The sequence below is a fragment of the Variovorax sp. Sphag1AA genome, from assembly GCF_014192575.1.
In the GTDB taxonomy this organism is placed as follows: Bacteria; Pseudomonadota; Gammaproteobacteria; order Burkholderiales; family Burkholderiaceae_C; genus Variovorax.
The window spans coordinates 784097-805620 of sequence record NZ_JACHYC010000001.1; the positions used below are offsets into that span (position 1 = coordinate 784097).

Consider the following 21524-nt stretch of genomic DNA (forward strand, 5'->3'; position numbering starts at 1 on the left):
GAATGACCTTCGCACTCAGCCCAGCAATTCACGCATGTGAAGCTCGGCTGCGTGCTCGGCCTCGTCGATGGACATTCCACGCTTGCGGGAAATCATGTAGGCCGCGTACCAGTCGGACCAGTGATGCTTGGGGGCGGTTGCCTCATATTGGCCGTGGTGTTCCTCCGCTTCGCGGAGCAACTCGGTCAGGGAAGGTATGCCCATGGTGACGATGGGCCGGTGCAGTTCCCTTGCCTGTGTCATACGCGTCCCGGCAACCGGGTCGTGATCTCTTGAAGCAACCAGCCATTGCCATCCGGATCATTGAAGGAGGCCCAGCTGCAATAGGAGCGGCGCTGAGGGTCCAGCCCTGGCACGCGTCCCTGAGTGCCGGCGCGGTGGAAGATGCCCGCCTCATCGTGAAAGATGGGACTGATCTCCACCCCACGGCGAACGAACTGCTCGCGTGCCAACTCGATGTCGTGGACGATCAGCATGAGGTCCTTCACCGTGCCGGCAGGCGCTGCAGTCACGTTCTTGCCGAAAATCACTGAGCAAGGTGAGCCGGGGGGCGTTAGCTGTACGACCCGAAAGTCCTCGCAGCTGTGGCTGGTCCTGCGTGCGTGCGTTCCGATAGGCGGCGTGACACGACCGCGCAGGCGGCGATGGGTGATTCGCCGTTCGTGCCGCGGTGCGGCCTCCTTGCCCCCGGGGGGCTCGGTCGTCGCCCGCTGGAGCTCATCGCGTCTCTTCGCACACGTTCGAGACTGTGTTCGCAGTCACGGGCGCCCGACCGCAGGACGGCAAGGGCGCGATCTCTCGGTGACGGGACCGGCAGCGGGGTCTCGGCCGCGACCGACCCAGGACAGCGAGTCGATGCGACAGGCCGCGCCCCATCGCACTCCAAGCCTGCAGCGCGGCCGAGCGAAACACAGCGTCCGCGCGTCATCTCGCGCGGCCTGAGATCAAGCCCTACTTATTGTCCCCCTGACAAAAAGTTTCGTGACAGAGTGCCCCTCTCGCTACTTCGGAGGCACTCCATGAAGTTCCGCTACAACAGGCAGGCGATTGCGGCACTGGCCATCGAGACATTGGTCCCGCTGATCCGAGAGCACGGGACCCACCACTTGGCCAGCGCGGTGTTCCCCAGTCATTGGACTCACGAGGTGGGGGGCTTTCACATGTACCTCACCGTGAACGTCCTGCCACACCCCGATTTCACGTCGCTCAAGTCGGTCCTTGACCTGTATCCGGCGCAGGGAGGGAAGGTGTTTTCCGTGGAGTTCGCGCCCGTCCAGTTGATCTCGTTCCATGGCGGCGAATGGGTGGACTGGCTGATCGAGATTGCCTGTCAGCAACGCCCAGAGCTCGCCATGGCGAGCCTTCGCCTGAATGCGGCAGCGTGCACTGCTGTCACTCGTCGTCCACCAGACGTGCCAGGGGCGACGCCAGCGAACTCTCTGCGCGGAAATAGCCCAGGACGGTCGTGACGCTGCGATGTCCGGTCAGCGCCATGGTGTCGGGCAGAGGCATGTTGCGTCGGCCCGCCTCGGTCACGAAACCCGAGCGCAGGGAGTGCGCGGAGAAGTCGCCCTCGACGCCCGCGAGTGCGCATCGCTCGATGACGATCCTGCGCACGGCCGAGGCACTCAGGGGTTCAGCGACGCGATCGCCTTTGCGGATCCGGCGGAAGAGGGCGCCGCTGCGAACCTGGCTCGCCGCGAGCCACGCCTGCATCGCTTGCCCGGCCGATCCGAGCAGCGGCTTGACGTCCTCGGGACGTGCCGCACCCGTCTGATTGGTCTTCGAATGGCGCATCGTGTAGAGGTAACCCTCGTTCACACGGCGCAGGTTCTCGATCTGGGCGCTGGCCACTTCCGAGCGGCGCCGCCCGCCCGTGGACCAGGCAAACAGCAGCAGGGCGCGATCGCGCTGGCCACGCAGACTTTCGTCGCAGGTGTCCAGGACCGCCTGCAGCGGCTCCTTCGTGAGGGCCTGCTGCTTGTGGGGGAGGGCCCCGCGCTTGGCGTAGGCCCGCCGCGTCTTGGTCACGAGTTCCCGCACGAGCGCGTCGGCGCACGGGTTGGGTTGACCGGCGATCTGATGCGCTTTGGACAGAACCGACAGCCGGTGCACGAGCGTATTGAGGCTGGGTGCGCCGAGCTTGGCCTTGTAGCCGCCGGCCACCAGCGCGGCGTCCACCGCCGGCGGCAGCTGGAACGCCAGACCCTCCCGTGTCGTGCGCTCGGCGTGGTCCACGATGAACTGCACGATCACGGGCGTGGCCACGGGAAGGCGCAGACTCTGACCGTAGCGCGCCGCATACCAGGCCGACCAGTAGCGCAGCGCCGACTGGTACGAGCGCAGGGTGTTGGCCGATTCGCCTTCATGCAGCAGTTCGTCGGCGGCCTCTTGCGCCAGGCGCGAGAGTGCGCCCGGATCCAGCAGCGGCTCGCGCCGGGGCGCGGGTGCCAGGACGACGGGCTCAACTTCCTCAGAGGCCATGTTGTCTCTCACAAGTCGTTGTCGGGAAACGAAAAATAACACGTTATAAACGATAACATTCAATTATCGTACCTAATAATTCGACCCAATTCAGTAGAAGTGGAAGGGGTCCCGTCACGCAAGGCGCGAAAGCACCGGACAGGAAGCAGCATGGGTGAATCGGCTGCCGCGTGTCCGAGCCGTTACCGAGGCAGGACACGTCCTGATCTCTGACAACTTCTAGTCAAACGATCCCGCCGAGCCGGTCCGCCACGCGCGCCTGCCGATTGCCGAAGAGTCTTAGATGGGAGGGTGGCGGGCTTGGTCGCTCATGGCAGGGACACTCCTTCGGCTCGGGCCGTTGCCGCTCAGGGCGCGCCGATGTTCAAGTTGACGTGTCTCTTGCCGGCGGCGCTTTGACCTCAATTTCAATCCCGATTCACATCGACGCCGATCTCGCTGATACCGAGCTCCGTGCAGATCCGTGCGACGAGCGTCTTCATGCTTGCTAGTTCGCCCTCCAGCTGAGCCAATTTGGCCTTCAAGTCCGACAACTCGCCCAAGGAATCTGCATCACTGTCACCATGACTGCCAGACGAAATAGGCGCAGCAAGTAGATCCTTCGCTGGAGGACCGCTGAGCAAGTGAGCCCATCGATTTTCCCGTGCTCCGGGCAATCGCGGCAGTTTCACTACCAGGCCGCCTGAGGGCCTTTCGGCGAGTTCTTCAAGGAAGGCCTCGACGGAGGAAATGTCCGCAAAATTGTGCATGCGATCCGAGGCGATGCGGAGTTCACCCGCGGTTTGTGGCCCCCTGAGCATCAGCACCGTAAGCAAGGCGATTGACTGAGATGGGATCTTCAGGACGCCGTCGATGTTGTGGGAATAGCGGAATGCGCGGCCGCCACTCGACTCGGTGACGAGGCTCAAGCCTTTGAGGCTATCGAGCGCCTCCTGAGCATCCGCTTCTGAGATCTCCAGGATCGGATTGCGGCTTGTTTTTTGGTTGCAGCCCGCGACTAGAGAATTGAGGGTGAGGGGATAGCTGTCTGGCACCGTTCGATGCTTTTCGGACAAGACCGCAAGAACGCGTGTTTCGAGGAGGGAGAGAGAACGGATAGTGGACATAGTGACGTGAGACGAAATGCCCCGAGCGATCGCCCGGCCTCCGAGTTCGAGGGAGTCGCGCGGGCATGTTGGCGACGTGGAGATCTCTGATCTCAGGAACCGCTCCCATGGTGCACCAAAAAAGGGCCCGCTCAACTTGCGATTCGCCTACCGGACAGCGGATTCGCATCTTCATTCCCGGCCCTGCGGCGACGCCAGGGCGACCGAACGTAGATTTGCATCGTCGTTCAACTTGCGAATCATCAGACGGGCGAAGATTTGGAAGTTGTCCGTTTGGACTACCTCAAGCCAACTTGCTTATCTTCTGCGCAACCCGCACCTAAACTTGCGACCTTTAGGTGGCTTGCCCGGTCACTCGGTCCGGATAGCGTTCAAGGGTGTGCCGCAAAACCTGCGAATCTTCTACTTTGTAGGCGAGTTGCAAGTTCAGTCGCGAAAATCGAAAAAGGTTGGGAGGTTGTTGTCTGCTGACTCCAGAACCGATGAAAGTAGTGCAAAGAAGAAGGCCGCATGCCCAGTCAATCTCCGCACATTTGATTTTACATAATATACATTGTATTGATTCGAGCCAGACACGGGCTCAGGTGGAAAGACCCGTTCACCACTTGCCGTCCGCAGGCCTCTTGGGCCGCATCGCCTCGCTGATCATCTGGAGCGCGTCCGTTCGATTGGCCTTCTGCGCGAAATCAGCCGCGGTCATTCCGAGTTGGTTCTTCATCAGCGGGTCCGCGCCTTCGTCGAGCAGCAGCTTCACCGCAGCCGCCGAGCCGTACATCGCCGCCATCATCAGCGGCGTGGTGCCGTTGGGCGATTGCGCGTCGATGAACGCATCCTTGTCGAGAAGCTGCTTCATGATCGCCACATGCCCATTGGTTGCCGCGTAATGCAGCGGCGTCCAGCCGGGCTTGTTGATATCGGCGTCTCGGTCGATCAGCTTGGTCACGATGTCCTGCTGACCCTTGATCGCGGCCAGCATCAGCGGGCTTTCGTCCTTCGAGTTGCGCGCCTCGACGTCGGTCTTGGGCCAATCGATCAGGACCTGGATCACCTTGGGTGAAGGCTCGCGCAGCGCAATCAGCAGGCCGGTCTGGCCTTGCGCATCCCGCGTATTCGGGTCGAATCCGCGGTTCAGGAGACTCTTCACACCGCTGGCGTTGTCCGCACGGACGGCGCGGAAGAAATCATCGAACGAATCCGCGTGTGCAGAGAAAGTTACTGCAAAAACAAAGAGATATAAGAGGTTCTTGAAGTGATTTTTCATGATTTGGCCGCCGTGAATAGGCGGTCGAAGTTGTCGCTGGTGGCCTTGCCGATCACTTCGACGGGTAGGTTCCGAAGTTGCGCGATCTGCTGCGCCACGAAAGGAACGTACGACGGGTTGTTCGTCTTCCCGCGATACGGCACCGGGGCGAGATAGGGGCTGTCGGTCTCAATCAGCATCCGGTCCAGGGGCACGAACGACGCCACATCCCGCAGGTCCTGCGCCTTCTTGAAGGTCAGGATGCCCGAGAACGAAATGTAGAAGCCGAGGTCGAGCGCTGCCCGGGCCACTTCGGCGGTCTCGGTGAAGCAATGGAAGACGCCGCCTGCCGCCTTCGGCCCGCCGTCCTCGCCCTCTTCCTTCAGGATGGCCAACGTGTCGGCCGAAGCTTCCCGCGTGTGGATCACCAGAGGCTTGCGCGTCTGCTGTGCCGCTCGAATGTGCACGCGGAAGCGGTCGCGCTGCCATTCGAGGTCCGCGACGCTGCGTCCGCCCTTTCGCTCTTCCATCTGGTAGTAGTCGAGACCGGTTTCGCCGATGGCGATGACTTTCGGGAGGGCCGCTCGCCGTACGAGGTCCTCCAGTGTGGGCTCCAGAACGTCTTCGCTGTCCGGATGGACGCCTACGGAGGCCCAGAAGTTGTCAAAACCAGCCGCGAGCGACTGGACATCGTCGAATTCTTCGAGGGTCGTGCAAATACAGAGCGCCCGGTCGACCTGCGCGGCAGCCATGGCGGCGCGAACTTGCGGCATCTGGTCCGCGAACTCGGGAAAGGTCAGGTGGCAGTGGGAGTCGGTAAACATCGCGGAATGGAATGAGCGCGACGCTGTTGCGCCGCTTGCGGTCCGCGCCCCGAAAGGACGGGGATTCGGATCAGATGGTCTGGGTGGGCCGGTCGGAAGCCATCGTGCCGCCAAGCGCCTCCTCGATGCGCGCCTTGAGCTGGCGCGACTTGTCGTCGGACGGAAAGCGGATGCCGACGCCCGGCGCCCTGTTACCGGCCGCGCGAGACGGCGTGATCCAGGCGACCTTGCCTGCGATCGGATAGCGCTGCGGATCGTCCGGCAACGTCAGGAGCACGTAGACATCGTCGCCGAGGCGGTACTCGCGGGAAGTCGGAATGAAGATCCCGCCTTCAGCGAACAACGGGATGTAGGCTGCATAGAGCGCCCCTTTTTCCTTGATGGCCAACTGGATGACGCTGGGCCGGACGGGCGCTGAGGGGGTGGAGGCTGCAGGTGTGTTCATGGGCGGCGGCGTGCGGAGTTTAGGGTGGTTCGCGCTTCGCTCACAAGCGCTTCGAGCATGAGGCCCGCATTGAACGGATGTTCTGCGGTTTTTGCCGCGTTGGCGAGCGATCGGGACCATCGCGCCAACGCGCCCCTGGGTGGCACCGGCGGCAGATCCCCGATTTCGAAGAAGCGCGGCGCGGCGCCACTGTCGGCAGCCATCAGATCGTGGCAGAGCTTCTGGAGGGCGTCGATGGCCTGTGCAGGCGCGTGATCGGCCAATGCACTGACGTCGCCTCGCACCATGGCCTTGGGGAGCAAGCCCCAGGCCTTGGGCGATTGGCCCTGGGCTACGAGGCGCAGCGCGTCGCTCGGACGGCCGCCCGCAGCGCGCAGCAGGGCGGCTGCATCGGCGGCTGGAACGCCCTGCCCGACCAGCCACTCGCGCGCTTCATCGGGTTCCGGCCAAGGCAGCGTGAAACCGAGGCAGCGGCTGCGAATCGTTGGTAGAAGCTGCCACGCAGCCTCGCTCGCGAGCACGAAACGGACGTCGCCGACCGGCTCTTCCAGCGTCTTGAGCAGTGCGTTGGCGGTGATCGTGTTCATCCGCTCGGCCGGATAGACCATCACCACCTTGCCGAAACCTCGCGCGCTGGTGCGCTGGGCAAATCCGACGGCGTCGCGCATGGCCTCGACGCGAATTTCGCGGCTCGGCTTGCGCTTCTTATCGTCGATATCCGCCTGCGACTTTTCGTCGAGCGGCCAGCCGAGCGCCTGCATCGCAACCTCAGGCATCAGCACACAAAGGTCCGCATGCGTGCGGACCTGGATGGCATGGCAGCTAGGGCAGTGCCCGCAGGCGCCCTCCTTCTTGGCCTCCGCGGGCTGCTCGCACAGCCAGGCGGCAGCCAGCGCAAGCCCCAGTTCGTACTGGCCCAAACCCGAAGGTCCCTGCAGCAGCCATGCATGGCCGCGCTGCCGAAGCAGTTCGGCCAGCGGTTTGCGAAGCCACGGCGACAGCGTGTCCGCGTTCAAGGCGCGCCCCCGCTTTGCGACGCCACAAGGCCGCGCTCGGCCAGTGCCGCTTCGATCTGCTGCCACACCGCCTCGCGCGACTGGCTGGCGTCGATGCGCACGAAGCGCGGAGCGTCTTTCGCGCGTGCAGCGTAGCCCGCGGCGACACGTTTGAAGAACTCGACCGGTTGCGATTCGAACTTGTCCGGCACGCGCGCGCCCGCGAGGCGTTCGGCCGCAATCTCCGGCGCGAGATCGAACCAGATCGTGATTTCGGGCTGGAGGAGCCCCTTGGTCGCGTGCTCCGTATCGGACTGCACCCACTTTTCGAGCGTCGACAGCACGGCCGGGTCGAATCCGCGCCCTGCTCCCTGATAGGCAAAGGTCGCATCGGTAAAACGGTCGCACAGCACGACGTCGCCGCGCGCCAGTGCAGGCTCGATGACCCGCACCACATGATCGCGACGCGCCGCAAAGACCAGCAGCGACTCGGTCAGCGCATCCATCGGCTGCTCGAGGATCATCCCGCGCAACGTTTCGGCCAGCGGTGTACCGCCGGGTTCGCGCGTGCGAGTGACCTGACGGCCCTGCGCCTTGAACAACGCTTCGAGCGCGTCGATGTGGCTCGATTTGCCGGCCCCGTCGATGCCTTCGAGCGTGAGAAAAAGCCCCTTCATTGACCGCTCCGCTGGTTCGGATCGGTGGTGCCGCGCTGATAGCGGTTCACCGCCCGGTTGTGCTCGTCGAGCGAGCTGCTGAATTGACTCGTGCCGTCGCCGCGCGAAACGAAATAGAGCGACTTGCTCTGCGCCGGCTGCACGGCGGCCAGCAGTGCGGCCTTGCCGGGCATCGCGATCGGTGTGGGCGGCAGGCCGTTGCGCGTGTAGGTATTCCAGGGCGTGTCGGCCTGCAGGTCTCTCTTGCGCAGGTTCCCATCAAAGCGCTGGCCCATGCCGTAGATGACCGTCGGGTCGGTCTGCAATGGCATGCCGATGCGCAGGCGGTTGTGGAAGACGGCGGAAATCTCCGCGCGGTCCTGGGCCTTTCCCGTCTCCTTTTCGACGATGCTGGCAAGAATCAGCGCGTCGTCGGGTGTCTTGAGCGGGATATCGGACGCCCGGGCCGCCCATGCGGCATCGAGCTTCTTGTCCATTGCCCGCATGGCGCGCTGCAGCAGCGCGAAATCGGTCGAGCCCTTGGAATAGGTGTACGTGTCCGGGAAGAAGCGCCCTTCGGGATGTTGCCCCGGCCGGCCGAGCTTGGCCATCAGGTCCTCATCGGTGAGGCCGACGGTGTCCGGCTTGAGCTGATCTGCCTTGGCAAGCGCGGCGCGCACCTGGCGGATGTTCCATCCCTCGACGAGAACGATGCTCCGCGTCGCCTCTTCGCCGCGCACCAGCACGCTCAGCAGCGTGCGTGGTGTGATGCCGCGATCCAGTTCGTAGCTCCCGGCGCGCATCTGCCGGTCCTGGCCCGAGAAGCGGAACCACCAATAGAGCAGTTGCGGCGGCACTTCGACGCCGGTGTCTGCGACGGCCTGGGCAATGCCCCGCGGCGTGGTGCCGGGTTCGATCGACAGGTCGACGCTGGGCGCCGGAAGGCGCAAGGGCTGGTTGACCCACCAGAGACCCGCAGCGCCGATGCCGAGAGCGCCCAGGGCGGCCAACAGAAAGATCGTGAGGAAGAAGCGGCGCACGGAATCCGGCGAAGGGAGCAAAGAGTGTGAAGCGGCTGAAGCCCTGCCGATCGAACGGATCGGGAGCGGCCATGATAATTCAGCGATGACCTCAGTCGTTCTGAATGGCGTGACCGCCCTCTCCCACCTTGGTGCCATCCGGGCCGAAGGCCCTGACGCCGCCAGTTTCCTGCACGGCCAGCTCACCCAGGATTTCGCGTTGCTCGATGCCGCCGAGGCCCGGCTCGCGGCCCTGTGCACAGCGAAGGGGCGGGCGATCGCGAGCTTCATCGGCATCCGGCCCCAGCCGGACCGCATCCTGCTCATCTGCAGCCGGGACATCCTGCCTGCGACGCTCAAGCGGCTGTCGATGTATGTGCTGCGCGCAAAGGCAAAGCTCAGCGATGCGAGCGACGAATTCGCGCTCTACGGCCTTGCCGGCACCGCGCTGGCGGCCAACGATGTCGATCCGGCCTCGCTGCCCGGTCGCTCCATCGCGGTGGGTGAAGCACATGCCGTGACGCTCTACCCTTCCGACGGTGTTCCGCGCGCGCTCTGGATTGCGCCTGCCGGCAATACCGCACCGAAGGGCTCAGCCCTTGATCCGGCGCTTTGGCAGTGGAGCGAGGTACGCAGTGGCATCGTGACCCTGACTTCGCCGGTGATCGAAGCCTTCGTGCCGCAGATGATCAACTACGAATCGGTCGGCGGCGTGAACTTCAAGAAGGGCTGCTACCCGGGCCAGGAAGTGGTGGCGCGAAGCCAGTTCCGCGGCACGCTGAAGCGCCGCACCTATCTGGTTCAGGCAAGCGATGAGATCGCCGCCGGACAGGAGGTGTTCGCCGCCGGCGACCCCGAGCAGCCGGTCGGTCTGGTCGCCCAGGCTGCTCCGGCGCCTGGCGGCGGATGGGCCGGGCTCATTTCGATCCAGATCGCTGCGATCGAAGCGGGCGGCCTGCATGCCCGCGCGGCCGACGGACCGGCGCTCACCATCGAGCCCCTGCCCTATCCCCTGCTCGAAGACATCTGAACAACTCAGCAGCAGCGGCCTTTGCCGCTGCCGTAGCGCGCCTCCAGCCTTTCCCTGAAAAACGCCTCATAGGTCATCGGCACGCGATCAGGATGCGTGCGCTCCATGTGGCTCAGGTAGGCGTCGTAGTCGGGCATGCCGACCATCAGGCGCAGCGACTGCACCACCGAGCGCGCGAGGTAGCGCCCGGATTCGGAGAGGCTGGCGCCCGCGGTTCTCATGATGCTGCGGCCGACACCGGCATCGGCTCGAAGGGCGTCTCGCGTGCCGTCGGCTGGTGGGCCGAACGTGCGGCCATGCAGCTCTTCACGCTGTACACGAGCACGCTGAGCACCACGAAGATGAAAAGCCCGCACAGCGCCGCGTCGAGGCGGTCGTTGAAGACGATGCGCGACATGGCTTCCGGCGTCTTGGCCGGCGCAATCAGCACGCCCTGCGCCAGACCTTCTGCGTACTTGGCCGCGTGCGACAGGAAGCCCACCTTCGGGTCTGCCGAGAAGATCTTCTGCCAGCCGGCAGTCAGCGTGCAGACCAGCAGCCATGCGGCGGGCGCAATCGCGACCCACGCGTAACGCTCGCGCTTCATGCGGTACAGCACGACCACGCCCAGCATCAGCGCCACGGCAGCGAGCATCTGGTTGGAGATGCCGAACAGCGGCCACAAGGTGTTGATGCCGCCAAGCGGATCGACCACGCCCTGGTAGAGGAAGTAGCCCCAGGCCGCAACGCAGAGGAAGGTTGCCGTCAGGTTGGCCGCGATCAGGTCGGTACGCTTCAGCGCGGGGACGAAGCTGCCCAGAAGGTCCTGCAGCATGAAGCGGCCGGCGCGGGTACCTGCGTCCACCGCCGTCAGGATGAAGAGCGCCTCGAAGAGGATCGCGAAGTGATACCAGAAGGCCATCATGGCCTGCCCGCCGACCACCTGGTGAAGGATGTGAGCCATGCCCACTGCCAGCGTCGGCGCACCGCCGGCACGGCCGAGGATGGTCGTCTCGCCGACGTTCTTGGCGGTTTCCAGAAGCATGTCGGGCGTGAGCGCAAAGCCCCAGCCGGAGATGGCTTGTGCAACCGCCTCGGGCGTGGTGCCGACGAGCGCGGCCGGGCTGTTCATCGCGAAGTAAACACCGGGCTCGATGCACGCAGCGGCGACCAGCGCCATCACTGCGACGAAGGATTCGGCCAGCATGCCGCCGTAGCCGATGAAGCGAGCGTGACGTTCGTTGTCCAGCATCTTCGGGGTGGTGCCCGACGAGATCAGCGCGTGGAAGCCGGACACCGCGCCGCAGGCGATGGTGATGAAGAGGAACGGGAACAGGTTGCCCGACCACACCGGGCCGTTGCCCTGCGCGAACTGCGTCATCGCGGGCATCTGCAGAGTCGGCGCAACAAAGACGATGCCAATCGCCAGCGCGATGATCGTGCCGATCTTCAGGAAGGTCGAAAGGTAGTCACGCGGTGCGAGCAGCAGCCACACCGGCAGGCTCGCGGCGATGAAGCCGTAGGCAATCAGCATCCAGGTGAGCGCCTTGCCGTCGAAGGTGAACATCGCTGCCCACTCTGGGTTCTGGCTGACCACCTGGCCGCCAAAGATCGCGAGCATCAGGAGCGCGAAGCCGATGATGGAAATCTCGCCGATGCGCCCCGGGCGGATGAAGCGCAGGTAGACGCCCATGAAGATCGCGACCGGAATCGTCGCTGCCACCGTGAAGGTGCCCCACGGCGATTCAGCGAGGGCCTTCACGACGATCAGCGCCAGCACCGCGAGGATGATGATCATGATCATGAAGGTGCCGAACAGCGCGATCATGCCGGGCACCGTACCCATCTCCTGCTTGATCAGGTCGCCGAGCGAACGGCCATCACGCCGCGTCGAGATGAAGAGCACGATGAAGTCCTGCACCGCACCGGCGAACACCACGCCGGCCAGGATCCAGAGCAGCCCGGGCAGATAGCCCATCTGTGCCGCAAGCACCGGCCCCACCAGCGGGCCAGCACCTGCAATCGCCGCGAAGTGGTGGCCGAACAGCACGTTCTTGTCGGTCGGCACGTAGTCCAGCCCGTCGTTGTGACGGTGGGCCGGCGTCATGCGACTGCTGTCGAGACCGAGCACCGTGTCCGCGATGAAGAGGCTGTAGTAGCGGTACGCGATGAGGTACGTGCAGATGGCCGCGACGACGATCCATAGCGCATTGATGGATTCGCCTCGCGACAGCGCCACTGTCCCTAGAGCGAAAGCGCCGATCACGGCAACGACAAGCCACACCAGGTGGCGGCGAAGGGTATGCATACGGATGTCTCCTGAAGCTGTTCCCCGCGAGTGTCGCGAGTCACTACTTTGGGCGCATCGGTTGCACTGCGCAAGTCTCCCGCGCATGACCACTTAAGGGATAACCCTCAGAGCTTTCGGGCGTGCTCCACTGCGTACTTGATCAGCTCGGCTTGGCCTTCGATGCCGAGGCGTCGCTTGATGCTCTGCCGGTGCGCCTCGACAGTGCGCACGCTCAAGCCGAGTTCGAGCGCGATCTCCTTGCTCGACGCGCCGCGACCGAGCGCCGAGAGGATCTCGCTTTCGCGCGGCGTCAGCAGCGGCCTCGGCGTCTGGTTGCGAAACAACCGCTTCGACACCGCCGGACTGAGGAAGGTCCCGCCCGCGGTCACCGCATCGATGGCTGCGACGATCTCGCTTGCTGGCGCATCCTTGAGCACGTAGCCACGCGCACCGGCCTGAAGCGCCTGCTGCACGTATTCGGGGTTGTCGTACATGCTGAGCATGACCACGCGCACTTCCGGCTGCCGCTGCTGAAGTTGAGCAGCAAGTTCGATGCCATTGATGTCCTTCATGCCGACGTCGGCCAGCACGAGGTCGGGCTTCAGTTCCTCGATCAGCGGGAGCGCCTCGGCGGCACCGTCCGCCTCGCCGACGATGTCGATTTCCGGAAGCGACGAAAGGCGCGCACGCAGCCCGTCGCGCACCAACGGGTGGTCGTCCACCAGAAACAGCCGGATCGTGCCCTGGTTCCTCATGCGGCCTCCGCACTGTCGAGCGCCACTTCGGCAAGGATCGAAGTGCCGGAGTCGCCCGAATGCACATCCAGGTGCCCGCCGATCGCCGAGATGCGCTCGCGCATGTTGCGCAAGCCGATGCCACTGCGAGGGTCGGCCTGCACCGCCTCTTCGTCAAAGCCTCGTCCGTCGTCGGTGATGTCGAGCCGGACGTGACGGGTGTCGAATGCCAGCGCGATGTCGACCTTCGCGGCATGCGAATGCTTGTGCACGTTGGTCAAGGCCTCCTGGGCGACGCGGAAGAGCGCAGTCTTTACCTCTTGCGGCAACTCGCGCGGCGTGCCGTGAATTGACACCGTGGCCTCGATGGGCCCCTCCTCCCCGAACTCAACGCCCAACCGTTCGAGCGCAGCCGGCAGGCCCAGCGTATCGAGCAGCGCCGGCCGCAGCCGGTGCGAGATGCCGCGCACCTCGGCGAGCGATTCGTTGAGCCGCTGCAGGGCCTTCGCGAGCGATGCCGGCACGGCGTGCCGCCCGCGCTCCAGCGCATCCACCGCCGATTCGATCATCAGCTTCGCGGAGACCAGCGTCTGGCTGGTGCCGTCGTGCAGCTCACGCGCGAGATGGGCGCGCTCGTCCTCCTGCGACCGCACCACCTGGCGCGCGAGTTGACGAAGCTTGGTTTCAGCCACGCGATGCTCGCTCAGGTTCAGGAGTAGCCCGGTCGCACTCACGACGGCGATCCCCAGCGCCGCGATGCCGACGATCCACAACATCGTGGTGGTGAGATTCGCATTCATCTGCTGATCGAGGCGGTGCATCGCCGTGTCGATGTCATCGAGGTACAGCCCGGTGCCGAGCATCCAGTTCCATCGCGGGAGCATCGTCACGTAGCCCAGCTTGGGTGCCAACTGCTGGTTGGACGGCTTGCGCCATTCGTACTCGACGTAGCCGCCGCCGTTGCGGGCCTGTTCGATCAACTGCTGGATGGTGGGCCGGCCCTTCGAATCGCGCAGTTCCCAGAGCCGTTGTCCGACCAGTTCGGGCTGACGCGAATGCATCAGCGACTTGCCGTCGAGGTCGTACACGAAGAAGTAGCCGTCGTCGCCGTAGTCCAGGGCAGCCAGCAAGCGGAGCGCCTCGGCACGAACCGCTTCGTCATCCTTGCCGGTGTCGTAGAGCGGGCGCACGACGCTTACCGCAAGGTCGACATAACTGCGCAGTTCGCTGCGTCGCTGCGCCATGTAGGTCTGCTCAGCCAGCAGTCGCTCGCGCTGCGCCAGATCGCGCTCCTGGTGCCGCACCGCCAAGGCGACCAACACCAGCGCCGTGAGCAGCGGCACGATGGCGAGCGCAACGATCTTTGTGCGGAGATTCATGGGGCGGCAAGGCTACCACCGCCGCCCCTGTGCACTCCACAGGCAGGCTCAGGCCAGCTTGAGCAGTTCGGCGGCCAGTTCCTTCGGCATGTCGACCATCACGTCATGACTGCAAGGCATCTTGATCGTGCGCCAGCCGGGTGCCGTTTCGGTCTTCGCGGCAAAGTAGCGGAACGGGCTCGGATCCCAGCCATCGGCCAGGATGTAGAGGCGGTTCTTGATCGAATCGCCGGCACCGGTGAGCAAGAGGGGCATCTCGAAAGTCGCCAGTGCCTGCGGCCGGCACAGCCGGTCCACCCGCGCGCGATTGGCCTGCGCGATATTGAACATCTCCGCCGGAATGGGCTGCATCAGCCCGCAGTTGCCCTGGGATGCCGTGCCTCGGAAGGCGCCGATGAACTGCGCCGCCACTTCGGGCACGAGTGCCTTGTCGAGCAGGCGGATCAGCGAATCGCCGTTCTCCGGCACGAACGCGTCGAGGTAGACCAGCGCGCGGATACGCTCACTCATGCGGTCCGCAACGCCGGTGATGACCATCCCGCCGTACGAGTGCCCCACCAGAACGACGTCGTTCAACTCTTCCCACTCGATGCAACCGCAGACATCGCGGATGTGGGTTTCGAGCGTGACGTTCTCCGCCGAGTGATGAAAGCGCTCGCCGACGCCCGTGTGCGTGGGCGTGAACACGGTGTGTCCGGCAGCGCGGAGCGCATTCGCTGTTTCCCGGTAGCACCAACCACCGTGCCACGCGCCGTGTACGAGAACAAAGTTGGCCATCGCTGTGTCTCCGAAGAAATTCGAAACGGCCATCTTGAGCGGCAGCCCGGCCGGTTGCCACCGGGCTTTCCCGGCGGCAGGGATCAGAGCTTGCGTCGCATCTCGATGTGGGCGATGCCGGCTTCCTCGAAGGGCTCGCCATGCGGCGCGTAGCCGAGGCGCGCGTAGAAGTTCTCTGCACTGCGCTGGGCGTGCAGCATGATTTCCTTGTCGCCGCGCGCGGCTGCTGCATTCTCGAGCGCACGCAGAACCGCTTCGCCATGACCACCGCCGCGCAGTATGCGATTCACAGCCATGCGCCCCACGCGGCCCAGCCCGGGTGATTCCTGCACCAGCCGACCGGTCGCTATCGCCTGACCCAGCCGGTTGCGCGCGACCGCATGCACCGCGATCGCGTCGTGCTCGTCCCATTCGAGCTCCTTGGGAATGCGCTGCTCGTCGATGAAGACCTCGCGCCGCACCTTGCCCGCGCCTTCGCCGACCGCATCCCAGTTGCCAGTGACGACCTCGCGCATCGACTCACCCGCTTCGTAGCCAGCGAGGATCTCGCGCAGAAGCGGCGGTACCGGCTTGGATGTCTGCGTGGCCGGGTCGGCGTAGACGTAGACCAGGTCGCAGGTCACCAGCAATTCGTCGCCGCGGAACAGGCCGCCCAGGAAGAGGATCGACGAGTTGCCCACGCGCACGCACTTCATGCCCACGTCGAGCACATCGTCCACCCGCGCCGAGGCGTTGAATTCGACCGTGGCCTTGCGCACGTACAGATCGCCGCCCAGCGATTGCATCGCCTCTTCATACGGCAACGCCAACGCGCGCCAGTAGTCGGCGATGGCGGTGTCGAAGTACATCAGGTAGTGCGCGTTGAAGACGATCTTCTGCATGTCCACCTCGGCCCAACGCACGCGCAGGCGGTGGAAGAAACGGAAGTCGGATTTCTTGAGTGTCTCGGTCATGGCTTCGCTAGTTATGGTTGCAGGGCTTCTTTCAGGGCGCGGGCAGCATCCTCGTGCGCCTTCAGCGCCTCGGGAATGGCGCGGCCCATCTTCACGAATTCGTGGATCACGCCGCGATAGATCTCCAGCTCGACCGGTACGCCCGAGGCGCGCAGCTTGTCGGCGTAGGCGATGCCCTCGTCCACCACCGGATCGCATTCGGCCAGGCCGATCCAGGCAGGTGCGACGCCGTCCACGTCGTCGGCGTTGAGCGGCGCAAATCGCCAGTCGTCGCGATCGGACTTCGAGTTCACGTACTGGGCGAAGAAGTAGCTGATGAGCGCTTCCCCGAGCAGCGGGCCGGCCGCGAATCGCAAATGCGAAGCGGTGTCCTGGTGCGAAGTGGTCCCCGGATAGATCAGCATCTGCAAGCCGATCGGCAAGCCCGCATCGCGCGCGAGGATGGCGCAGACAGCCGCCAGCGTACCGCCCGCGCTGTCTCCGCCGACCGCGATCCGCGAGCCGTCGAGCCCGAACTGCGCGGCGTTCCCGGCCAGATGACGGAGCCCATCCCACGCATCGTTCGACGCCGTCGGAAACTTGTGCTCCGGCGCAAGCCGGTAGTCCAGCGAGACCACTGCGCAGCCGCTCTTCTGGCTCAGCACGCGGCAGAGAATGTCGTGCGTGGCGATGCTTCCGACAGTGAAACCGCCACCATGAAAGAACATCAGCACCGGCAGCACCTCGTTCGAAGGCGCATAGAGCCGCGCGGGCAGCGCATGGCCGTCGCGCGCCGGCAGCGTGAAGTTTTCGACGCGCGCGAGTTGCGGCTTGGGTACCTCGAGTACACCGGCGCCTTTCTCGTAGGCAGCGCGCGCTTCGGCCGGGGTCAGTGCGTAGAGCGGCGGGCGGCCTGCGCGCTCCATCCGCTCGATCACGTTGGCCATTTTGGGAGTCAATCCGCTCATCGGGTCACTGCGCTCCCGTGGCGGTTTGTCCCGGTTGCGTCAGGCGCAGGGGTTTCAGGAGTGTCCAAGGTGCTCGGTGCTTGTTAGATTCGAGGACTCGAATCGTACCGTCCGGACCACGACCCCATGGCTCTCATCCAATACCTCACACAGATCCAGTTCGATTTCGGCGCCATCCAGCTTCTGCGGAGCGAATGCCAGCGCGTAGGCATCACACGGCCGCTGGTCGTGACCGATGCGGGCGTACGCGCCGTCGGCATCCTGCAGAAGGCGTTCGATGCACTCGGCGACCTGCCGTCCGCGGTGTTCGACCAGACGCCGTCGAACCCGACCGAAGCCGCCGTGCGCGCCGCTGCCGCGATCTACCGCGACCAGGGCTGCGACGGTCTGATCGCCGTCGGCGGCGGCTCGGCCATCGACTGCGCCAAGGGCGTCGCGATCGCAGCGACGCACGAGGGCCCGCTCAAGACCTACGCCACCATCGAGGGCGGCTCGCCGAAGATCACCGACCGCGTTGCGCCGCTGATCGCGATCCCCACCACCAGCGGCACCGGCAGCGAGGTCGCGCGCGGCGCAATCGTCATCGTCGACGACCACCGCAAGCTCGGCTTCCACAGCTGGTTCCTGATGCCCAAGGCCGCGATCTGCGACCCTGAACTCACATTGGGCCTGCCGCCGAAGCTCACCGCCGCCACCGGCATGGACGCGATCGCGCACTGCATGGAGACCTTCATGTCGGCCGCTTTCAACCCGCCGGCCGACGGCATTGCGCTCGACGGGCTGGAGCGCGCCTGGGGCCACATCGAACGCGCCACCAAGGACGGCACTGACCGCGAGGCGCGTCTCAACCTCATGAGCGCATCGATGCAGGGCGCGATGGCTTTCCAGAAGGGCCTGGGCTGCGTGCATTCGCTGAGCCACAGCCTCGGCGGCATCGATCCGCGACTGCACCACGGCACGCTCAACGCCCTCTTCCTGCCCGCGGTGATCCAGTTCAACTCGGAGGCCGAGTCGGTGCGCAAGGATCAGCGGCTGCAGCGCATGGCGCAGGCGATGCACCTCGATTCGCCCGGTGACCTCGGCGGCGCGATCAGGGACATGAACGCGCGTCTTGGCCTGCCGAAGGGCCTGGCCGAAGTGGGCGTCACAGCGGACATGTTCGAGAAGATCATCGACGGCGCGATGGCCGACCACTGCCACAAGACCAATCCGCGCCTCGCCACGCGCGAGGACTACCGGCAGATGCTCGAGACATCGATGTAGCACCGTATGGCACACGATCACCACGACCACGACCACAGCGAGCTCGGCGAGATGGACCTTCGGGTTCGCGCGCTCGAAACCGTGCTCACGGAAAAGGGCTACATCGACCCCGCCGCGCTCGACGTGCTGATCGACACCTACCAGACGAAGATCGGCCCCCGCAACGGCGCCCGCGTAGTGGCCAAAGCCTGGGCCGATCCCACGTTCCACGACTGGCTGCTGAAGGACGCAACGGCGGCGATTGCCTCGCTCGGCTACACGGGCCGCCAGGGCGAGCACATGGTTGCAGTGGCCAACACCGACGACGAGCACCACATGGTGGTCTGCACGCTGTGCAGTTGCTATCCGTGGCCGGTGCTCGGCCTGCCGCCCACCTGGTACAAGAGCGCGCCCTATCGCTCTCGTGCCGTCAAGGAGCCTCGAGGCGTGCTGGCCGAATTCGGCGTCGAACTGCCCGCTTCGACCCGCATCCGTGTGTGGGACTCGACCGCCGAGGTGCGCTATCTCGTCATCCCGCAGCGCCCGGACGGCACCGATGGATTGAGCGAGGAACAACTCGCCGACCTCGTCACGCGCGATTCGATGATCGGCACCGGACTCGCCCGCAAGCCGGGAGCCGCACCATGACCTACATCAGCCACGCCGACCTCGGCGGCAAGACCGTGCCCGGCCGGATCGTGCCGGAGCGCGAGGACGAACGATTCCATGCCGACTGGGAAGCACGCGCGCTCGCGCTGACGCTCGCCATGGGCGGAACCGGGTCATGGAACATCGACGCCAGCCGCAGCGCGCGCGAAACCCTGCCGGCGTATGCGCAGATGAGCTACTACCAGATCTGGCTCGCCGCGCTCGAAAAGCTGATGGCCGAACGATCGCAGGTCATGCCCGAAGAGATCGCGGCTGGCCACATGCTGCAGCCACCCCAGCCGGTCAAGCGCTTGCTGCATGCGACCGACGTTCCCGCCGTGCTCGCCAAAGGCACGAACGTCGAGCGCTCCGCCACCGGGCCTGCACGCTTCGCCGTCGGCCAACGGGTGCGGACGCTCGCAGGCCACATCGACCACCACACCCGACTGCCTGCCTACGTGCGCGGCAAGGTCGGCACCATCGCTCGCCAGCATGGCGTGCATGTGTTTGCCGACGCACATGCGCAAGGCTTGGGCGAGCAGCCGCAATGGCTCTACACCGTCGTCTTCGCGGGCGAAGACCTGTGGGGGCCCGGCTCGGAGCCGGGGCTCAGCGTTTCGGTCGATGCGTGGGAAAGCTATCTGGAGGCTGCCGAATGAGCACCGACATGCCCGCCGCGCCCCTGCTCCCAGGTATGCCGACCGCCGACGGCGTCGAGCCGGTCTTCCGCGAACCGTGGGAGGCGCATGCCTTCGCGATGGCGGTGACGCTTCATCAGCGCGGCCTTTTCACCTGGACGGAATGGGCCGACGCGCTCGCGCGTCAGATCACCGCGGCTCAGGCTGCCGGCGATGCAGACCGGGGCGACACCTACTACCGGCATTGGCTCGCCGCGCTCGAAGCACTCGTCGCGGCCAAGGGCGCGAGCACCGCCGACGAACTCGTGCGCTACCGCGACGCCTGGGACCACGCCGCCGACCGCACGCCGCACGGCCAGCCGATCGAACTCCGCACGCAAGACTTCGGTTGAGGCCATGCGCATCGTCTGGCTCTACGCCGCCCTGCTCGCGCTGCTGTTCGTCGGCTTGAGCTTCCGCACGCTAACGCTGCGGCGGCGCCTACGCATCGTCATCGGCGACGCGGGCAACGAGCGCATGCTGCGCGCGATGCGCGTGCACTCCAACTTTGCGGAATACGTGCCGCTGAACCTGCTGCTGATGTACTTCGTCGCGTCGACGCTGCCGCAGCCGTGGTTTCTTCATGCGCTGGGCATCTGCATCCTGCTCGGGCGCGTGCTGCACGCGGTGGGCGTGAGTCAGGTCAGGGAACGCTATGTGTTCCGAACGGCGGGAATGGCGCTTACCTTCGCGCCTATGCTGGCTTCGGCGCTGACCCTGCTCGCGGCCTACGGCAGGTAGACGACCGGCCGGTTCAGCCCTTCCTGCCGCCAAAGACGAGAAGCGCGCCACCGACAACGATGGCGGCGACACCCGCCCAGATCGGGAAGTTCACTTCCTGCTTTTCCTTGATCGCCAACTCGATCGGGCCGATCTTGGCCTGATGGGTTTCCTTGGTGTAGCTGAAGCCACCCATGCCGAGGGCCACGATGCCTCCGACGATCAGGATCAGGCCGATGACGCGGGTCAGGTTCATGAAATCTTCTCCGATGCGCCTGGACTTTAGCCGGCCTGCGGCTGCAAGTCACAGGGGCAGCACGTCGCCCGCGTCTCCGCGATGCAGAAACTCCGCGAACTCGTCCGCCAGCCGCTGCGACTCTTTCGCGGCGGTGCTCCATGCCTTGATGCGCGCCGGCACGTCATTGCCGTAGCGCACGAAGTCGTTGCGGTCCGGCAGCTTGCCGTTGGGCAGGCTACGGACCCATTCAGGACTGGGCGCGAGCACGACGGTGCGATCGAGGAAGTCGGTGGCCTTGTGGCGCCACTTGAGTGCCTTGTCGAGCCAGCCCGGAACCACGGCTTTCTGGAAATGCGGATACAGCACGATGCCGTCCGCGTTCATGTAGTCGAGATGCAGGTGGTAGTCGGTGATGCCGCCGTCCCAGTACGCACCGCGCGGCGCACCCGGAATGTCGTGCACTGCTTCGAGCATGAAGGGAATCGAGCACGACGCCTGGAGCGCAAGCTCGAAGTTGCCCTTGATGAGATCGACCTGCCGCGTGCGGAAATCACGCGTGCCGAAAGGCAGCGCCGCACCCGGCGTGGAAAAGACCACGCGCTCCAGCCAGGCGCCCAGGCTCTTTCGATGCACGCTGTTCGTGATGAACGCGCCGAGATAGCCGACCGGCGTACGCGCCTTTCCTTCGCGGCCCAGGATGTGCCGCCCACGCGCGGTGATCACGTGCAGCCGGTATCGCGAATGAAGCAGCACCTCGTCGACGCGACCACCGTAGAAGTCACGCAGCCCTTCGCCGAACTGGGCGCTGACCTGCCGCGCCGTGAGCCGCTTCTGCCCCGGGGGCACTTCGAAATGCTGGTGGATATAGCCCTGCTCGAACTGCACGAAGGCGTCCTTCGTGTCCTGCAGGCAGGCATTGGCGAGCCGCCATGCGCCGATCGATGCGCCGACCAGATCGACGGATTGCGTCGATTGCGGCAGCCAGTCACCAAAGAGGAAGCGGTCGATTGGCCCGAGGATCAAGCCCTTCGGGCCACCGGCCGCACCGGGAATGGTGCGAACGTCCTGCGGACGCAGGCCGTTCGCGGCGATGTGTTCGCGGGCGGTGGGCCCGGCGTAGATGCGAAGCGCCTTCATGCCT

Annotated in this window: 26 protein-coding genes; 7 read left to right on the forward strand and 19 right to left on the reverse strand. The window is 65.1% G+C overall.

The annotated features are described in order from the left end of the window. Positions 1-15 precede the first annotated feature (15 nt). Together FHW64_RS03865 and FHW64_RS03870 are read right to left on the reverse strand one after the other, a co-directional pair. Positions 16-243, reverse strand: coding sequence for a hypothetical protein (locus FHW64_RS03865; protein WP_221210164.1), 228 nt, complete (start codon positions 241-243; stop codon positions 16-18). After that, positions 240-476: a hypothetical protein gene (locus tag FHW64_RS03870; protein ID WP_184523216.1), complete on the reverse strand. Its 237-nt coding sequence runs from the start codon at positions 474-476 to the stop codon at positions 240-242. The genes FHW64_RS03865 and FHW64_RS03870 overlap by 4 nt, the downstream gene beginning before the upstream one ends. 543 nt (positions 477-1019) lie before the next feature. Here FHW64_RS03870 and FHW64_RS03875 point away from each other — a divergent pair. Next, a complete protein-coding gene (locus tag FHW64_RS03875; RefSeq protein ID WP_184523218.1) occupies positions 1020-1469 on the forward strand; it encodes a hypothetical protein in 450 nt (149 codons plus the stop codon). Here FHW64_RS03875 and FHW64_RS03880 read toward each other — a convergent pair. The 8 genes from FHW64_RS03880 to mltG all read right to left on the reverse strand — a co-directional run bounded on the left by FHW64_RS03880 (position 1393) and on the right by mltG (position 8790). Beyond that, positions 1393-2484, reverse strand: coding sequence for a site-specific integrase (locus FHW64_RS03880; protein WP_184523220.1), 1092 nt, complete (start codon positions 2482-2484; stop codon positions 1393-1395). The genes FHW64_RS03875 and FHW64_RS03880 overlap by 77 nt on opposite strands. A 407-nt stretch (positions 2485-2891) precedes the next feature. After that, positions 2892-3590 carry a YceH family protein gene (locus FHW64_RS03885; protein ID WP_184523222.1) on the reverse strand — a complete coding sequence of 233 codons (699 nt, stop codon included), beginning with the start codon at positions 3588-3590 and terminating at the stop codon, positions 2892-2894. A gap of 598 nt (positions 3591-4188) precedes the next feature. After that, positions 4189-4851: an ankyrin repeat domain-containing protein gene (locus tag FHW64_RS03890; RefSeq protein WP_184523224.1), complete on the reverse strand. Its 663-nt coding sequence runs from the start codon at positions 4849-4851 to the stop codon at positions 4189-4191. Further along, positions 4848-5654, reverse strand: a complete 807-nt coding sequence (locus tag FHW64_RS03895; protein WP_184523226.1) for a TatD family hydrolase — start codon at positions 5652-5654, stop codon at positions 4848-4850. Before FHW64_RS03895 ends, FHW64_RS03890 begins: the two co-directional genes overlap by 4 nt. A 70-nt stretch (positions 5655-5724) precedes the next feature. Next, on the reverse strand, positions 5725-6099 hold the full coding sequence (locus FHW64_RS03900; protein WP_184523228.1) for a PilZ domain-containing protein: 375 nt from the start codon (positions 6097-6099) through the stop codon (positions 5725-5727). Then, entirely contained in the window at positions 6096-7115 is a 1020-nt protein-coding gene (locus tag FHW64_RS03905) for a DNA polymerase III subunit delta' (RefSeq protein WP_184523230.1), read from the reverse strand. Before FHW64_RS03905 ends, FHW64_RS03900 begins: the two co-directional genes overlap by 4 nt. Next, a complete protein-coding gene (gene tmk, locus FHW64_RS03910; protein WP_184523232.1) occupies positions 7112-7771 on the reverse strand; it encodes a dTMP kinase in 660 nt (219 codons plus the stop codon). Before tmk ends, FHW64_RS03905 begins: the two co-directional genes overlap by 4 nt. Next, positions 7768-8790, reverse strand: coding sequence for an endolytic transglycosylase MltG (gene mltG, locus FHW64_RS03915; protein ID WP_184523234.1), 1023 nt, complete (start codon positions 8788-8790; stop codon positions 7768-7770). The genes tmk and mltG overlap by 4 nt, the downstream gene beginning before the upstream one ends. 85 nt (positions 8791-8875) lie before the next feature. Between mltG and FHW64_RS03920 the strand changes: the two genes are divergently transcribed. Continuing rightward, positions 8876-9799, forward strand: a complete 924-nt coding sequence (locus FHW64_RS03920; RefSeq protein WP_184523236.1) for a folate-binding protein YgfZ — start codon at positions 8876-8878, stop codon at positions 9797-9799. 5 nt (positions 9800-9804) lie between these two features. Here FHW64_RS03920 and FHW64_RS03925 read toward each other — a convergent pair whose 3' ends face one another. From FHW64_RS03925 to FHW64_RS03955, 7 genes are all read right to left on the reverse strand, one after another. Beyond that, on the reverse strand, positions 9805-10020 hold the full coding sequence (locus tag FHW64_RS03925) for a YbdD/YjiX family protein (RefSeq protein WP_184523237.1): 216 nt from the start codon (positions 10018-10020) through the stop codon (positions 9805-9807). Further along, positions 10017-12086 carry a carbon starvation CstA family protein gene (locus FHW64_RS03930; RefSeq protein ID WP_184523239.1) on the reverse strand — a complete coding sequence of 690 codons (2070 nt, stop codon included), beginning with the start codon at positions 12084-12086 and terminating at the stop codon, positions 10017-10019. Before FHW64_RS03930 ends, FHW64_RS03925 begins: the two co-directional genes overlap by 4 nt. 107 nt (positions 12087-12193) lie before the next feature. Beyond that, positions 12194-12823 carry a response regulator transcription factor gene (locus tag FHW64_RS03935; protein ID WP_184523241.1) on the reverse strand — a complete coding sequence of 210 codons (630 nt, stop codon included), beginning with the start codon at positions 12821-12823 and terminating at the stop codon, positions 12194-12196. Further along, positions 12820-14181, reverse strand: a complete 1362-nt coding sequence (locus FHW64_RS03940) for a cache domain-containing protein (RefSeq protein WP_184523243.1) — start codon at positions 14179-14181, stop codon at positions 12820-12822. The genes FHW64_RS03935 and FHW64_RS03940 overlap by 4 nt, the downstream gene beginning before the upstream one ends. 48 nt (positions 14182-14229) lie before the next feature. Then, on the reverse strand, positions 14230-14958 hold the full coding sequence (locus tag FHW64_RS03945; RefSeq protein ID WP_184523245.1) for an alpha/beta fold hydrolase: 729 nt from the start codon (positions 14956-14958) through the stop codon (positions 14230-14232). Between the two features lie 83 nt (positions 14959-15041). Next, positions 15042-15911 (reverse strand): YbgC/FadM family acyl-CoA thioesterase, encoded by an 870-nt coding sequence (locus tag FHW64_RS03950; protein WP_184523247.1) that lies wholly within the window; start codon positions 15909-15911, stop codon positions 15042-15044. An 11-nt stretch (positions 15912-15922) separates the two neighbouring features. Continuing rightward, entirely contained in the window at positions 15923-16837 is a 915-nt protein-coding gene (locus FHW64_RS03955) for an alpha/beta hydrolase (protein WP_184523249.1), read from the reverse strand. Positions 16838-16984: 147 nt separating this feature from the next. On the opposite strand from FHW64_RS03955, the gene FHW64_RS03960 reads away from it, so the two are divergent. From FHW64_RS03960 to FHW64_RS03980, 5 genes are read left to right on the forward strand one after another with little or no spacing between them, the layout of a single operon-like run. Next, the gene (locus FHW64_RS03960) at positions 16985-18121 is read left to right on the forward strand and encodes an iron-containing alcohol dehydrogenase (RefSeq protein WP_184523251.1); all 1137 of its coding nucleotides are present in this window, start codon (positions 16985-16987) and stop codon (positions 18119-18121) included. A 6-nt stretch (positions 18122-18127) separates the two neighbouring features. Continuing rightward, positions 18128-18748, forward strand: coding sequence for a nitrile hydratase subunit alpha (nthA, locus tag FHW64_RS03965; RefSeq protein WP_184523253.1), 621 nt, complete (start codon positions 18128-18130; stop codon positions 18746-18748). After that, complete coding sequence (gene nthB, locus FHW64_RS03970; protein ID WP_184523255.1) at positions 18745-19407, forward strand: nitrile hydratase subunit beta; 663 nt, start codon at positions 18745-18747, stop codon at positions 19405-19407. The genes nthA and nthB overlap by 4 nt, the downstream gene beginning before the upstream one ends. Further along, positions 19404-19778, forward strand: coding sequence for a nitrile hydratase accessory protein (locus FHW64_RS03975; RefSeq protein ID WP_184523257.1), 375 nt, complete (start codon positions 19404-19406; stop codon positions 19776-19778). Before nthB ends, FHW64_RS03975 begins: the two co-directional genes overlap by 4 nt. Before the next feature lie 4 nt (positions 19779-19782). Next, on the forward strand, positions 19783-20166 hold the full coding sequence (locus FHW64_RS03980) for an MAPEG family protein (protein WP_184523259.1): 384 nt from the start codon (positions 19783-19785) through the stop codon (positions 20164-20166). A 13-nt stretch (positions 20167-20179) separates the two neighbouring features. Here FHW64_RS03980 and FHW64_RS03985 read toward each other — a convergent pair whose 3' ends face one another. Both FHW64_RS03985 and FHW64_RS03990 read right to left on the reverse strand, forming a co-directional pair. Further along, entirely contained in the window at positions 20180-20401 is a 222-nt protein-coding gene (locus FHW64_RS03985; protein ID WP_184523261.1) for a hypothetical protein, read from the reverse strand. 48 nt (positions 20402-20449) lie between these two features. Further along, on the reverse strand, positions 20450-21520 hold the full coding sequence (locus FHW64_RS03990) for a phospholipase (RefSeq protein ID WP_184523263.1): 1071 nt from the start codon (positions 21518-21520) through the stop codon (positions 20450-20452). Positions 21521-21524: the final 4 nt, after the last annotated feature.

What these genes read in the sequence shown, in the direction of transcription:
- FHW64_RS03865 (WP_221210164.1), bottom strand. Translation starts at nt 243, where the DNA reads ATGACACAGGCAAGGGAACTGCACCGGCCCATCGTCACCATGGGCATA.
- FHW64_RS03870 (WP_184523216.1), bottom strand. Translation starts at nt 476, where the DNA reads ATGCTGATCGTCCACGACATCGAGTTGGCACGCGAGCAGTTCGTTCGC.
- FHW64_RS03875 (WP_184523218.1), top strand. Translation starts at nt 1,020, where the DNA reads ATGAAGTTCCGCTACAACAGGCAGGCGATTGCGGCACTGGCCATCGAG.
- FHW64_RS03880 (WP_184523220.1), bottom strand. Translation starts at nt 2,484, where the DNA reads ATGGCCTCTGAGGAAGTTGAGCCCGTCGTCCTGGCACCCGCGCCCCGG.
- FHW64_RS03885 (WP_184523222.1), bottom strand. Translation starts at nt 3,590, where the DNA reads ATGTCCACTATCCGTTCTCTCTCCCTCCTCGAAACACGCGTTCTTGCG.
- FHW64_RS03890 (WP_184523224.1), bottom strand. Translation starts at nt 4,851, where the DNA reads ATGAAAAATCACTTCAAGAACCTCTTATATCTCTTTGTTTTTGCAGTA.
- FHW64_RS03895 (WP_184523226.1), bottom strand. Translation starts at nt 5,654, where the DNA reads ATGTTTACCGACTCCCACTGCCACCTGACCTTTCCCGAGTTCGCGGAC.
- FHW64_RS03900 (WP_184523228.1), bottom strand. Translation starts at nt 6,099, where the DNA reads ATGAACACACCTGCAGCCTCCACCCCCTCAGCGCCCGTCCGGCCCAGC.
- tmk (WP_184523232.1), bottom strand. Translation starts at nt 7,771, where the DNA reads ATGAAGGGGCTTTTTCTCACGCTCGAAGGCATCGACGGGGCCGGCAAA.
- FHW64_RS03920 (WP_184523236.1), top strand. Translation starts at nt 8,876, where the DNA reads ATGACCTCAGTCGTTCTGAATGGCGTGACCGCCCTCTCCCACCTTGGT.
- FHW64_RS03925 (WP_184523237.1), bottom strand. Translation starts at nt 10,020, where the DNA reads ATGAGAACCGCGGGCGCCAGCCTCTCCGAATCCGGGCGCTACCTCGCG.
- FHW64_RS03930 (WP_184523239.1), bottom strand. Translation starts at nt 12,086, where the DNA reads ATGCATACCCTTCGCCGCCACCTGGTGTGGCTTGTCGTTGCCGTGATC.
- FHW64_RS03935 (WP_184523241.1), bottom strand. Translation starts at nt 12,823, where the DNA reads ATGAGGAACCAGGGCACGATCCGGCTGTTTCTGGTGGACGACCACCCG.
- FHW64_RS03940 (WP_184523243.1), bottom strand. Translation starts at nt 14,181, where the DNA reads ATGAATCTCCGCACAAAGATCGTTGCGCTCGCCATCGTGCCGCTGCTC.
- FHW64_RS03945 (WP_184523245.1), bottom strand. Translation starts at nt 14,958, where the DNA reads ATGGCCAACTTTGTTCTCGTACACGGCGCGTGGCACGGTGGTTGGTGC.
- FHW64_RS03950 (WP_184523247.1), bottom strand. Translation starts at nt 15,911, where the DNA reads ATGACCGAGACACTCAAGAAATCCGACTTCCGTTTCTTCCACCGCCTG.
- FHW64_RS03955 (WP_184523249.1), bottom strand. Translation starts at nt 16,837, where the DNA reads ATGGCCAACGTGATCGAGCGGATGGAGCGCGCAGGCCGCCCGCCGCTC.
- FHW64_RS03960 (WP_184523251.1), top strand. Translation starts at nt 16,985, where the DNA reads ATGGCTCTCATCCAATACCTCACACAGATCCAGTTCGATTTCGGCGCC.
- nthA (WP_184523253.1), top strand. Translation starts at nt 18,128, where the DNA reads ATGGCACACGATCACCACGACCACGACCACAGCGAGCTCGGCGAGATG.
- nthB (WP_184523255.1), top strand. Translation starts at nt 18,745, where the DNA reads ATGACCTACATCAGCCACGCCGACCTCGGCGGCAAGACCGTGCCCGGC.
- FHW64_RS03975 (WP_184523257.1), top strand. Translation starts at nt 19,404, where the DNA reads ATGAGCACCGACATGCCCGCCGCGCCCCTGCTCCCAGGTATGCCGACC.
- FHW64_RS03980 (WP_184523259.1), top strand. Translation starts at nt 19,783, where the DNA reads ATGCGCATCGTCTGGCTCTACGCCGCCCTGCTCGCGCTGCTGTTCGTC.
- FHW64_RS03985 (WP_184523261.1), bottom strand. Translation starts at nt 20,401, where the DNA reads ATGAACCTGACCCGCGTCATCGGCCTGATCCTGATCGTCGGAGGCATC.
- FHW64_RS03990 (WP_184523263.1), bottom strand. Translation starts at nt 21,520, where the DNA reads ATGAAGGCGCTTCGCATCTACGCCGGGCCCACCGCCCGCGAACACATC.